12 protein-coding genes are annotated in these 11,957 nt (G+C 71.2%); 6 read left to right on the forward strand and 6 right to left on the reverse strand.

The genetic code is table 11. From position 1 onward, the window contains the following. The first annotated feature begins 16 nt into the window (after positions 1-16). From ACFV3I_RS02510 to ACFV3I_RS02525, 4 genes are all read left to right on the forward strand, one after another. Positions 17-796, forward strand: a complete 780-nt coding sequence (locus ACFV3I_RS02510) for a CPBP family intramembrane glutamic endopeptidase (protein WP_378822296.1) — start codon at positions 17-19, stop codon at positions 794-796. 105 nt (positions 797-901) lie between these two features. Continuing rightward, positions 902-1,879, forward strand: coding sequence for a choloylglycine hydrolase (gene bsh / locus ACFV3I_RS02515; protein ID WP_136035323.1), 978 nt, complete (start codon positions 902-904; stop codon positions 1,877-1,879). A 121-nt stretch (positions 1,880-2,000) separates the two neighbouring features. Further along, on the forward strand, positions 2,001-3,476 hold the full coding sequence (locus ACFV3I_RS02520; RefSeq protein WP_378822297.1) for a lipase maturation factor family protein: 1,476 nt from the start codon (positions 2,001-2,003) through the stop codon (positions 3,474-3,476). 255 nt (positions 3,477-3,731) lie between these two features. After that, a complete protein-coding gene (locus ACFV3I_RS02525; protein WP_136035321.1) occupies positions 3,732-4,094 on the forward strand; it encodes a hypothetical protein in 363 nt (120 codons plus the stop codon). A gap of 105 nt (positions 4,095-4,199) precedes the next feature. On the opposite strand, the gene ACFV3I_RS02530 is transcribed toward ACFV3I_RS02525, so the two are convergent. From ACFV3I_RS02530 to ACFV3I_RS02555, 6 genes are all read right to left on the reverse strand, one after another. Continuing rightward, positions 4,200-4,967, reverse strand: a complete 768-nt coding sequence (locus ACFV3I_RS02530; RefSeq protein WP_378822299.1) for an ABC transporter permease — start codon at positions 4,965-4,967, stop codon at positions 4,200-4,202. After that, positions 4,964-5,731: an ABC transporter ATP-binding protein gene (locus ACFV3I_RS02535; protein ID WP_136045059.1), complete on the reverse strand. Its 768-nt coding sequence runs from the start codon at positions 5,729-5,731 to the stop codon at positions 4,964-4,966. Before ACFV3I_RS02535 ends, ACFV3I_RS02530 begins: the two co-directional genes overlap by 4 nt. Beyond that, on the reverse strand, positions 5,728-6,096 hold the full coding sequence (locus ACFV3I_RS02540; RefSeq protein WP_136032206.1) for a DUF1048 domain-containing protein: 369 nt from the start codon (positions 6,094-6,096) through the stop codon (positions 5,728-5,730). The genes ACFV3I_RS02535 and ACFV3I_RS02540 overlap by 4 nt, the downstream gene beginning before the upstream one ends. Before the next feature lies 1 nt (position 6,097). Continuing rightward, complete coding sequence (locus tag ACFV3I_RS02545) at positions 6,098-6,448, reverse strand: PadR family transcriptional regulator (RefSeq protein ID WP_136032205.1); 351 nt, start codon at positions 6,446-6,448, stop codon at positions 6,098-6,100. Between the two features lie 121 nt (positions 6,449-6,569). Further along, on the reverse strand, positions 6,570-7,208 hold the full coding sequence (locus ACFV3I_RS02550) for a response regulator transcription factor (protein WP_136032203.1): 639 nt from the start codon (positions 7,206-7,208) through the stop codon (positions 6,570-6,572). Further along, positions 7,196-8,428, reverse strand: coding sequence for a sensor histidine kinase (locus ACFV3I_RS02555; protein WP_378822300.1), 1,233 nt, complete (start codon positions 8,426-8,428; stop codon positions 7,196-7,198). Before ACFV3I_RS02555 ends, ACFV3I_RS02550 begins: the two co-directional genes overlap by 13 nt. Positions 8,429-8,536: 108 nt before the next feature. Here ACFV3I_RS02555 and ACFV3I_RS02560 point away from each other — a divergent pair, with 108 nt between their 5' ends. Both ACFV3I_RS02560 and ACFV3I_RS02565 read left to right on the forward strand, forming a co-directional pair. Continuing rightward, positions 8,537-9,304, forward strand: a complete 768-nt coding sequence (locus ACFV3I_RS02560; protein WP_136036776.1) for an ABC transporter ATP-binding protein — start codon at positions 8,537-8,539, stop codon at positions 9,302-9,304. Then, on the forward strand, positions 9,304-11,820 hold the full coding sequence (locus tag ACFV3I_RS02565; protein WP_378823200.1) for an FtsX-like permease family protein: 2,517 nt from the start codon (positions 9,304-9,306) through the stop codon (positions 11,818-11,820). The genes ACFV3I_RS02560 and ACFV3I_RS02565 overlap by 1 nt, the downstream gene beginning before the upstream one ends. Positions 11,821-11,957 lie beyond the last annotated feature (137 nt).

The following is an 11,957-nucleotide window of genomic DNA, read 5'->3' on the forward strand; positions in this document are numbered from 1 at the left end:
GACACCCGAGGACGAGATGGCCACCGAGAGCACCACACCCCTCCGCGTCCGGCCGCGGATCTGGATCGGCCTCGTCATCTACCTGGCGTACGTCGCGGTCGTCTTCACCGTGCAGCAGGCGACCGGCATTCCCTGCACGGCCCTCGGCGACAGCGGACGCGACCTCTTCCTGGGCGCCGGCCTGTCCCTCATCGTCGGAGCGGTGCTCCTGGCGATCACGACGAGCCTGCTCGGGTGGTGGCGTCCCGCTCTGTTCGAGCGGACGCGCGCCGCGCATCGCTGGCCGATCATCGCCCCGGTGCTGATGGCGGTGGCCCTGGGCGTGAACCTCGCCTCCACCGACTGGGCCTCCTACGACGGCGCCTTCTTCGCCGCGTCGATCGTCCTGCTGCTGGTCGGCTTCACCGAGGAGCTGACCACGCGCGGACTGCTGCTCGTCGGGCTGCGCAGCCGCCTGTCCGAGGTGTGGGTGTGGCTGCTGACCTCCGCGCTGTTCGGACTCATGCACCTCATCAACGCGCTCAGCGGGCAGCCCCTCGTCCCCACGCTGCAGCAGGTGTTCCTCGCCTTCGGCGCCGGCACCATCTTCTACGTCCTGCGCCGCGTGACCGGCAGCCTGATCTGGGCCATGGTGCTGCACGGGTTCTGGGACTTCTCGACGTTCGCGGTCGGGCACGGCGCCGCAGGAGCGCTGGCCGGGCTGGGCCCTGTGCTGGAGATCGTCGCGGTGGTGGTGGCGCTGGTGGGCGTCGCGTTCGTGATCCGCGGCGCCGACGAGCGCACCGCGACACCGTAGAGCACTCGTCCGCCGCGGGTGGCACCCCCCTTACGCTCCGCGGGGGAGGGTGCGACCATGACCGTTCGCGGACCCGACCGGGCCCCGGCAACGGGAGAGGGAACCATGTGCACAGGACTGAGCTTCACCACCGCCGACCACTACTTCGGGCGCAACCTCGATCTGGAGTTCTCGTACCACGAGACCGTCACCGTGACACCACGGAACTTCCCCTTCGAGTTCCGACGGATCCCGCCCCTGTCGACCCACCACGCGATCATCGGCATCGCGACCGTGTCCGACGGCTACCCGCTGTACTACGACGGCACGAACGAGAAAGGCCTGAGCATGGCCGGACTCAACTTCCCCGACAACGCCTTCTACCCCGCGGAGGGATCGGGCGGCACGGAGATCACCCCGTTCGAGTTCATCCCCTGGGTGCTCGGGCAGTTCGAGACCGTCGCCCAGGTGAAGGACGCGCTGCGATCCGTGAGCCTCGTCGACATCTCCTTCAGCGCGGAGTTCCCGCTGTCGCCGCTGCACTGGATCATCGCCGACCGGACCGCCTCGATCGTGGTGGAGAGCGTGCGGGACGGACTGAAGGTGTACGACAACCCGTGGGGCGTGCTCACGAACAACCCCACGTTCGACATCCAGAGCTTCCGCCTGAACGACTACCGGCACCTCACGCGCCGCCAGCCCGACAACACGTTCGCGCCGGATCAGTCGCTCGACCTGTACAGCCGCGGCATGGGCGGGATCGGGCTGCCCGGCGACCTGTCGTCGTCGTCGCGCTTCATCAAGGCGGTGTTCACCCGCATGAACTCGGTCTGCGGCACCACCGAGTCGGAGTCGCTGAGCCAGTTCTTCCAGATCCTCGGCTCCGTCGCCCAGCAGCGCGGGTGCGTGCAGGTCGGCGACGAGGAGAAGTACGAGATTACGATCTACTCGTCCTGCTGCAACACCGACCGGGGCGTCTACTACTACACGACGTACGAGAACAGTCAGATCACCGGGGTCGACATGCACCGTGAAGACCTCGACGGCACCGCGCTCGCCGTGCACCCGCTCGTCGAGGGGCAGCAGATCGCGATGCAGAACTGACGCGCCTCGGGCTCGTCGTCTCGATGCGCTCGCTCAGCGGCCGCCTGAGCGAGGAGCGCAGCCCTCGAGCGACGGACGCAACCCCCTGACCGGCGTGCGGCGGCCGGCGTAGCCTGTGGCCGTGGACGGGTTCGCGGCGGTCGACTTCGGGTTCGCCCGCGAGGTCCTGCAGCGGGGCATCGCGGCGCTGTACGTGGTCGCGTTCGTCTCCACGCTCAACCAGTTCCGCGCCCTGCTCGGCGAGCACGGACTGCTGCCCGCCCCGGCCCTGCTCGACTGGGTCGCGCAGAAGAGCGAGCGACGGAAGCTGCTGCACCCCACGCTGTTCACCCGCTGGCGCTATACCGACCGGCGGCTCGTGGCGCTGTCGTGGGCCGGGATCGCGGTGGGTGTGCTGCTGGTCGCGGGGGTGCCGCAGCTCGGGCCGCCGTGGCTGCCGATGGTGTGCTTCCTCGCGCTGTGGTTCGGGTACATGTCGGTCGTGAGCATCGGGCAGACGTTCTACTCCTTCGGGTGGGAGATGCTGCTGCTCGAGGCCGGGTTTCTGGCGGCGTTCCTGGGGTCGAACGACCAGCCGCCGCCGGTCGTGGTGATCGTGCTGTTCTGGTGGCTGCTGTTCCGCCTGGAGTTCGGTGCCGGGATGATCAAGATCCGCGGCGGGCGCGAGTGGCGCGACCTCACCGCCATGACGTTCCACCACGAGACGCAGCCGATGCCGGGCCCGCTCAGCCGCCGGGCGCACCTGCTGCCGCGGTGGTTCCACAGGCTGGAGGTCATCGGCAACCACGTCGCGCAGCTGGTCGTGCCGTTCTTCCTGTTCGCTCCCGTCTTGTCGCTGTGGGTGCCGGGGCCGGTGCCGCAGATCGTCGGCGCGGTCGCCGGCGGTGTCGTGATCGCGACCCAGCTGTGGCTCGTGCTCACCGGCAACTTCGCGTGGCTGAACGCGGCGACGATCGTGCTCGGCTTCTCGGCGATCGGGCTGCCGGGGGTGGGCGCGGCCGAGCGGTCACCCGAGACGGCGCTGCCCTGGACCGTGTCGGGGATGCCGCTGTGGTGGGTCGTGGTGACCTCGGCCGTCGGCCTGCTGTTCGTGGTGCTGAGCGTGCCGGCCGTGCGGAACCTGTTCGCGCGGCGGCAGCTGATGAACGCGAGTTTCCACCGGTGGCAGCTCGCCAACGCCTACGGCGCCTTCGGCACGGTGACGCGGGAACGCATCGAGATCGTGGTGGAGGGGTCGGACGACGAGGAGGGGGTGCACTGGCGCGAGTACGGGTTCCGCGGCAAGCCCGGAGACGTGCGGCGCGTGCCGCGGCAGTTCGCCCCGTACCACCTGCGGCTGGACTGGTTGATGTGGTTCCTGCCGCTCGGGCACTCGCTGGACGACTGGTTCACGGTGTTCCTGCTGCGACTGCTCGAGGCCGACGGCCCGACCCTGCGGATGCTGCGCGTCGACCCGTTCCACGGTGAACGGCCGCGATGGGTGCGAGCGGTGTCGTACCGGTACCGTTTCGCGACCCGCGCGGAGCATCGCGCCGACGGTGCCGTGTGGGTGCGCAGCGGTCGCCGTGTGATCCTCGGTCCGCTCGGCCTGCGCTGAGGACGGCGCGTTCCGGGGGCGTGAAGGAGACCTCCCGCCCTGAACGAGCGTCGGCGCGCTCGGCTCCTTCCGGGCGCGAGATCCTGCAGACCGCGCGGCCGGAGTCGGGCGATTCAGATGTCCTCGCCGACGGGCTGGTCGCGAAGCCGCCAGATGCCAGGCGGGGGCGCCGATTGACAGCCGGATCCATAGCTCCTATAAGAGCTACATGTCCGATCCGCGAGCGTTCGTCCAACACATGATGACGGACTTCTCGTGACCGAGCCCCGCAGTCAGGCGCGGTTCCCGCGCGTCCCACGGCGACGGTACGTCGCTGCGGGACTCTGGGCGGCGGCTCAGATCGTGGTTGCCGGCGGCGGCGTGCTTCTCGTCTTTCTCACTGCGATGCGAGGGGACGGGTGCGCGTTCTCATGCAGAGACGATGTCGCCAACGTCGTGATCGACGGCACGAAGGCGGCTCTCCTCGTGATCACGCTCATCGAGGTGGCCATGCTCGTCATCGCACTCATCAAGAGGGCCTCGCCGCATGTGATCGGTGGTGTGGCGATCGGTCTGAGTCTTGCCGTGATCACTGTCGCGTCCGTGCTCATGGTCTCCGCGTACCCGGTTTCCCCATGATGTGAAGGAGATCTCTGCCTGCCATACCGTGCGGCCGAGCGCAGCGAAACGCCCCGGCCGGGGTGCGAGACCCCGGACGGAGCGTTCCGTTCCGCTTGGCGACGATCAGCTGACCTTCTTCCGGTAGGAGATGATCGCGAACACGTAGGCGACCACGAGGATGCCGACGCACCAGGCGAGGGCGATCCAGATGTCATCGCCGACGGGCTGCTCGGCGAACAGCGCCTGGATGGTGTTGACGATCGAGGTGACCGGCTGGTTGTCGGCGAACCACTGCACGGGTGCGGGCATGGTGTCGGTCGGCACGAACGCCGAGCTGATGAACGGCAGGAAGATCAGCGGATACGAGAACGCGCTCGCCCCGTCGACCGTCTTGGCGTTCAGCCCGGCGATGATCGCCAGCCACGTCAGCGCGAGGGTGAACAGCATCAGGATGCCGATCACTCCGAGCCAGGCCCACACGCTCGCCCCGGTGCGGAAGCCCATCAGGAAGCCGACGCCGAAGATGATCGCGAGGGTGATCGCGTTCGCCGTGAGCGACGTCAGCACGTGGGCCCACAGCACGCTCGATCGGGCGATCGGCATGGAGTGGAACCGCTCGAAGATGCCGCTCTGCATGTCGGTGAACAGCCGGAACGCGGTGTAGGCGATGCCTGACGCGATCGCGATGAGCAGGATGCCCGGCAGCAGGTAGTTCACGTAGTTGTCGGTGCCGGTGCTCTGCTGGAGCGCGCCGCCGAAGACGTACACGAACAGGAGCATCAGCGCGATCGGGGTGACCGCGGTGGTGATGATCGTGTCGGGGCTGCGGAGGATGTGCCGCATGGAGCGGCCGGTGAGGGTCGCCGTGTCGGCGGCGAAGTGCGTGCTCATGCTGCGTCCTTTCGTGAGGGTCCGATCAGGGTGAGGAAGATCTCCTCGAGGGTGGGCTGCTTCTCGACGTACTCGACCTGCGCGGGCGGGAGCAGCTGCTTCAGCCCGGCGAGGGTGTCGTTCGCGATGATGCGGCCCTCGTGCAGGATCGCGATCCGGTCGGCCAGCTGCTCCGCCTCGTCGAGGTACTGCGTGGTGAGCAGCACCGTGGTGCCGCTGTGCGCGAGCTGCTTCACGACGTCCCACACCTCGATGCGCGCCTCGGGGTCGAGGCCCGTGGTCGGCTCGTCGAGGTAGATCACCTCGGGGTCGCCGACCAGGCTCATCGCGATGTCGAGCCGCCGCCGCATGCCGCCCGAGTAGGTGCCGACCTTGCGGCCACCGGCGTCCGTCAGGCGGAAGGTGGCCAGCAGGCGGTCGGCGACCCCGCCCGGGTCGGGCAGGTGCCGCAGCTTCGCGACCAGCACGAGGTTCTCGCGCCCGGTGAGGATCTCGTCGACCGCGGCGAACTGCCCGGTGAGACTGATCTTCTCGCGCACGCCGAGGGGGTTCGCGGCGACGTCGACGCCCTGCACGGTCGCCGTGCCGGCGTCGGCCTTCAGCAGCGTGGAGAGGATCCGCACCATCGTGGTCTTGCCGGCACCGTTCGACCCGAGGAGGGCGAAGATCGATCCCCGCTCCACCTCGAAGTCGACGCCGCGCAGCACGTGCAGGTCTTTGTAGGACTTCTCGATGCCTCGCACCGAGAGGGCGGTGTTCGTCATGACTGCTCCTTCTTCTTCGCGTCCTCGACGGCCTTGGTCAGCCGGGCGCGCTCCTTGTCGACCCACTGGGTGCCCCCGTAGGCCTCGGCGTAGGTCTCGGCGAACTCGACCGGGTCGGCGCCGATGATGTCGTCGATCGGGGTGCCGTCGATCGCGGCGCGCTCCCACAGGTCGGCGAGGTCGAGGAAGATCTGCACGAGCGTGTCGCCGTCGGTGATCCCCCCGTAGTACATCGTGTAGCGGTGCTGGGCGTTGGCGACCGTGCGGTACGGCTCGGGCAGAGCCTCGATCCGCGCCTTCGCCTGCTTGTACTGCTTCTTCTGCTCGAGCGATCCGGTGAGCGCTTCGATCCACTTGGCGGCCATGTCAGTTCTCCTCGCTGGGGGTGTTCGTGTGAGTGGTGTTCAGTCGTTCGATGTGTGTCGTGAGGAAGTTCCAGGTGGTCCAGAACTCCTCCAGCTCCTGCCGGCCCGCGGCGTTCAGGGTGTACACCTTGCGGGGCGGGCCCTTCTCGCTCGGCACCTTCTCGACGTCGACGAGCTTCTTCTGCTCGATGCGCACCAGCAGGGCGTAGACGGTGCCCTCGGCGGTGTCGGTGAAGCCGTGGTCACGCAGGCGCGTGGTGATCTCGTAGCCGTAGGCCGGCTGCTCGGCGAGGAGGGCCAGCACGATGCCCTCCAGGGTGCCCTTGAGCATCTCGGTCATCTGCTTGCCCATGTGGTCCCCCTCTCCTTCTCGGTTCAGTACTCAGTGTTGCTGGGTACCGGTACAAAGTAACACTGAGTACCGGTACTTAGCAACACCGAATACCGAACTTCTTCGGAGAGGTGCGACGGGGTCAGCTGCGCAGGTAGGCGAGCACGGCGAGGACGCGGCGATGCCCGCTGTCGCTCGACGAGAGGCCGAGCTTGGCGAAGATGTTGCCGATGTGCTTGCTCACGGCGGTCTCCGTGACGAACAGCCGCTCGGCGATCGTGGTGTTGTCGAGCCCCTCGGCCATGAGGCCCAGCACCTCGCGCTCGCGCGGGGTGAGGGTCTGCACGGGGTCGTCGGCGCGACGGCGGCTGAGCAGCTGCGAGATCACCTCGGGGTCCATCACGGTGCCCCCGGCGGCCACGCGGCGCAGGGCGTCGACGAACGCCGCGACCTTGCCCACCCGCTCCTTCAGCAGGTAGCCCAGACCGTCGGCTCCCGCGGCGAGCAGTTCCCCCGCGTAGCGATCCTCCACGTAGGCGGACAGCACCAGCACCGGGAAGCCGGGACGGCGGGCCCGCGCCTCGGCGGCCGCCTTGAGGCCCTCGCTCGTGAAGGTCGGCGGCATCCGCACATCGAGCACCGCCGCATCGGCATCGTCGAGCAGCGCGAGGAAGCCCTCGGCGTCGGGCACGGCACCGATCACGTCGAAGCCCTCGCTGCGCAGCAGCAGCGCCAGCCCCTCCCGCAGCAGGGTGTCGTCCTCCGCGATCACGATCCGCACGGCAGCTCCGTCCTCAGCACGGTCGGCCCGCCGGCCGGGCTCGTCACGTCGAGCGTGCCCTCGAAGGCCTCGATCCGGCGACGGACCCCGGCGAGACCCCCACCCGGCCGCTCGACCGCCCCGCCGACGCCGTCGTCCTCCACCGCGATCAGCAGCAGCTCGCCCTCCCGCTCGACCCGCACCGTGGCGCGCGTCGCCGCGGCGTACTTGTTCACGTTGGTCAGCGCCTCCGCCACGACGAAGTAGCTCGCCGACTCCACCGCCGCCGGCACCCGGCCCACCCCGGCGGTCTCCAGCGCGCACGGCACGACGCTGCGCCCGGCGAGCGACGCGAGCGCGCCCTCCAGGCCCAGCTCGTCGAGGATCGGCGGATAGATGTCGTGCACCGTGCGCCGCAGACCGGCGAGGGCGTCGGCCGCGGCATCCTGCGCCCGCCGCAGCGGTTCTCCGACGTCGCCGCCCGTCTCCTGCGCACGCTCCGCGATCCCCAGCATCATCACCACGTTCACCAGCCGGTTCTGCGCCCCGTCGTGCAGGTCGCGCTCGATGCGGCGCAGCTCGGCCGCGTGCGCGTCCAGCGCCGCCGCCCGGCTCAGCGTCAGCGCGTCCACCCGGGCCGCCAGCCGCGACCGCGCGGGCGTCGCCAGCAGCTTCGCCGACACGAACGCCACCAGGCGGGCGACCGCCGGCACCAGGAACGCCGCGGCGATCGCGTAGCCGAGGGCCACCAGCGGCATCGTCCACGCGAGCTCCCACGACGTGACCGGATACGGTGAGCCCACCGGGTCGTCGGCCGGCGCGAACTGCCAGTACCACGTGACGGCGAGGGTGTTCACGGCCGAGACGGGAAGCGCGAGCGTGAGCAGCGACAGCCACATCACGGGGAACGCGTGCACCGTGAGCCACAGGGCGTCGCGGGCCGTGGCGCGCGAGAAGGCGAAGCGCAGCCGCTCATCGATCGTCGAGCCGCGGGGAAGCGTGCGTGCGAGCGGCGGAAGCTCCTCACCCCGCCGCCGGCCGATGCGCCGCCGGTTCACGTCGCTCCACCGGTGCAGCACCTGCACGGCCTGCGGCATCAGCAGCACGCCGCCCGTGATGAGCATGAGCGGCAACAGCACCAGGATCACGCAGAACAGCCCGAGGGAGACGACCGACGCCCCGAGCTCGACCCCCAGATACCCGGCGTCGCGCAGCCACCGGCGCCCCCATCCGTCCTTCACCCTGCCAGTCTGCCGGAGCAGAGTGCGCGGCACGGTATAGCCAGCTCCACCATCGATCGGGGACCGGGCGGGATGGGGCCGCCCGCTCGGTGTTCCTAGCGTCGAAGCATGACCACCACACCCCCTGCGCCGCTCGTCGAGGCGGCACCCACCGAGGCCCTCCGCCTCTCCGGACTCGTCAAGGCGTACGGCTCCGGCGCCGCGCGCGTCACCGCTCTCCGCGGCGTGAACCTGGCCATCGCGAAGGGCTCCTTCACGGCGATCATGGGGCCGTCCGGCTCGGGCAAGAGCACGCTGCTGCACAGTGCAGCGGGGCTCGATCGTCCGACCAGCGGCACCGTCCACCTCGGCGGCACCGAGATCTCCGCCCTGAAGGCGCGCCAGCTCACGACGTTCCGCCGCGACCACGTCGGCTTCGTGTTCCAGGCGTACAACCTGCTGCCCGCGCTGACCGTGGAGGACAACATCACCCTCCCGCTGCGGCTGGGCGGACGCGCCATCGACCACCGGTGGCTGGAGACACTGCTCGACGCGGTGGGGCTCGCGGACCGACGCCACCGCCGACCCGCCGAGCTCTCCGGCGGCCAGCAGCAGCGGGTGGCCATCGCCCGCGCGCTCATCACCCGCCCGCACGTGGTGTTCGGCGACGAGCCGACCGGCGCGCTCGACTCGCGCACGGGTGCCCAGGTGCTCGACCTGCTCGCCCACACCGCGCGGGAACTGCACCAGACCGTGGTCGTCGTCACGCACGACCCCGTCGTCGCCTCGCACGCGGACCGGGTGGTCTTCCTCGCCGACGGCGCGTTCGCGGGACACCTCGACGGCGCCACCGCGCAGGAGATCACCGCCCGCATGAGCACGCTCGGGGAGTGGTGATGGCCGCCGCGTCGCTCGGCCTCGGACGGCTCGTCCGCGCCGACCTGCGCCACCACCGGCGCAGCCTCGCCGGAGTGTTCGTGGCGATCTTCGTCGCGAGCGCCCTGGTCACCGGGCTCGGCGTGCTCGTGGAGTCGGGCATCCGCGGCGGCCTCGCCCCGCAGCGCTACACGGCAGCCGAGGTCGTGGTGGGCGCCGCGCAGCAGGTCGACGTGCCGGAGGACCTGCCCGTGGCACTGCGCGAGCGTGCGCCGCTGCCCGCCGACGCCGCCCGCGAGATCGCGGAGCTGCCCGGGGTCGAGGCCGTGGTCGCCGACGTGACCGTGCCGCTCGCCGCCCCTCGAGCCCCGGATGCGACGGCGGTCGTGGAGGCGCACCCCTGGGCGGCGACGGCGCTCACGGGCTTCGCGCTCAGCGACGGCCGCGAGCCCGCCGAGGCCGAGGAGGTCGTGGTCACCGCGGACTCCGGGCACGCGGTGGGCGACACCCTCTCCCTCGCGCACGGCGGCGTGCCGGCGGACTACCGCGTCGTGGGCGTGGTGACCGCGCCCGTGCCGCCCGAGCGCGGGGCGGCCGTGTTCCTCACCGGCGACCACATCGCCGAGCTCGACCCGCACGGCGGCGCCCCGCAGGTGCTCGGCGTGTTCGTGGACGGCGAGGACGCGGAGGCCGTGGCGACCGCCATCGGCGAGACCCTGCCCGGGGTGGTCGCCCGCACCGGCGACGCCCGCGGCGACGTGGAGTTCCTCGACTCCGGCGCCGCCCGCACGATGCTCGTCGCGATCGGCAGCGCCTTCGTCGGCACGTGCATCCTCGTGGCGCTGTTCATCGTGGCGGGCACGCTGTCGCTGTCGGTGCAGGCGCGACGGCGGGAGTACGCGCTGCTCCGGGCGGTGGGCGCGACACCGCAGCAGGTGCACGCGCTGATCGCCCGCGAGGTGCTCGCGGTGGCCGCGGTCGCCGCGGTGCTCGGCCTCGCTCCGGGCTACCCGCTGTCGACGGTGCTGCAGACCGCGTTCGTGGCCGGAGGGGTGATCCCGGGCGACTTCGCGCTCGCCGTGAGCCCGATCCCCGCGGCCGGTGCTCTGCTGCTGGTGCTCGGCGCGGCGTGGGGCGCGGCCCGGATCGCGGCGCGGCGCCCCGCGCGCCTGGACCCCATCGAGGCGCTGCGCGAGTCGTCGACCGGGCCGGGACCCATCGGCCTGCCGCGCATCATCGCCGGGATCGTGTTCGCCGCCGCCGGGGTCTCGGTCTCGACCGTGCCGCTCGTGGTGCGCGGGGATGCGGCCGTCGGCGCCTCGGCGGGTGCCGCCCTGATGCTGATCGTCGCGCTGGGGCTGCTCGGCCCGTGGCTGGTCGCGGTCTGCGTGCGGCTGGTCGGCCCGCTGCTGCGTCGGCTCTCGGCAGCGGGCTTCCTCGCCGCCGCCAACACGGCGGCGGGCAGTCGACGGCTGGCGGCCGCGATCCTCCCCATCGCGCTCGGCATCGGGCTGGGACTGGTGCAGATCGGCGGACCGACGATCGTCGCGGACGAGGCGGCGCAGCAGGCCCGCGACGGCGTCACCGCGGAACTGCGGGTGTCCGCGCCCGCGGGACTCTCGCCCGCGACGGTCGAGGCGCTGCGGGAGGCACCGGGGGTGATCGGGGCCTCGGGCGTGGCGCTCAGCGCGGCCGTGATCGACTCGCGCGACATCGAGGGCCAGCTCGAGCGCACCGAGTACGTGCTGCAGGGCGTCGACCCCGCGACCGTGGACGGGCTGCTCGACCTGCAGGTGCAGGAGGGGGCGCTGGCGGCACTCGACGGCGGCCGTGCCATCGCCGTGAGCGTCGACACCGCACACACCCTCGGGGTCGGCCTGGGCGACACGGTCACCGGGACGATGGGCGACGGCACAGCGCTGGACGCCACCGTCGTCGCGGTCTACGAGCGGGGCCTCGGCTTCGGCGCCCTCACCATGGACGCCGCGCACGTGCGCGCCCACACCTCCGCGGGGCTCGACGCGTTCGCCCTCGTGTCCGTGGAGGGCGACGCGGCACAGACGGCCGATGCGCTCGCGGCGGGCGGGCTGCTCGTCGCACCCGCGTCCGGGCAGAAGGCCACCGGGGCGGATGCGGTCTCGCAGCAGGGCTGGGTGAACCTCGTCGCGCTGCTGGTGATCCTCGGGTACATCGCGATCGCCGTGGTGAACACCCTCGTGATGGCGACCGGTGAGCGCTCGCGCGAGCTGGCGCTGCTGCAGCTGATCGGGGCGACCCGCGGCCAGGTGCGTGCCACCATGCGGGTCGAGGCGATCCTCGTCGCCGCGATCTCGATGGTGTTCGGCGTGCTCGTGGCGATCCCGCCGCTGATGGGGATGAGCTACGGCATCTCCGGACAGCCGGTCCCCGCGATGCCGGTCCTCGGCTCGCTCGCGATCATCGGCGGCATGGGGGCGCTGGCGCTGGTCGCCCTCCGCGTCGCGACGGGCGCGGCGCTGCGGCGTCGGCCGATCGAGGAGATCGGTTCGCGCGAGTAGTGCGGTGTGACGGGGGCGTCCGCGGGGCGGGCGTCCCCGTCCGCATCGGGCGAGGGGGATCCGCCCGCCGGGTGGGGTGAAAAGGCGGGGTGAATTCTCCCGGTCCGGCCGGGACGGAGCTGCGCACCCGGGCAGTC

Source organism: Microbacterium sp. NPDC059771, from assembly GCF_042732495.1.
In the GTDB taxonomy this organism is placed as follows: Bacteria; Actinomycetota; Actinomycetes; order Actinomycetales; family Microbacteriaceae; genus Microbacterium; species Microbacterium sufflavum.

What these genes read in the sequence shown, in the direction of transcription:
- ACFV3I_RS02510 (WP_378822296.1), top strand. Translation starts at nt 17, where the DNA reads ATGGCCACCGAGAGCACCACACCCCTCCGCGTCCGGCCGCGGATCTGG.
- bsh (WP_136035323.1), top strand. Translation starts at nt 902, where the DNA reads ATGTGCACAGGACTGAGCTTCACCACCGCCGACCACTACTTCGGGCGC.
- ACFV3I_RS02530 (WP_378822299.1), bottom strand. Translation starts at nt 4,967, where the DNA reads ATGAGCACGCACTTCGCCGCCGACACGGCGACCCTCACCGGCCGCTCC.
- ACFV3I_RS02535 (WP_136045059.1), bottom strand. Translation starts at nt 5,731, where the DNA reads ATGACGAACACCGCCCTCTCGGTGCGAGGCATCGAGAAGTCCTACAAA.
- ACFV3I_RS02540 (WP_136032206.1), bottom strand. Translation starts at nt 6,096, where the DNA reads ATGGCCGCCAAGTGGATCGAAGCGCTCACCGGATCGCTCGAGCAGAAG.
- ACFV3I_RS02545 (WP_136032205.1), bottom strand. Translation starts at nt 6,448, where the DNA reads ATGGGCAAGCAGATGACCGAGATGCTCAAGGGCACCCTGGAGGGCATC.
- ACFV3I_RS02560 (WP_136036776.1), top strand. Translation starts at nt 8,537, where the DNA reads ATGACCACCACACCCCCTGCGCCGCTCGTCGAGGCGGCACCCACCGAG.
- ACFV3I_RS02565 (WP_378823200.1), top strand. Translation starts at nt 9,304, where the DNA reads ATGGCCGCCGCGTCGCTCGGCCTCGGACGGCTCGTCCGCGCCGACCTG.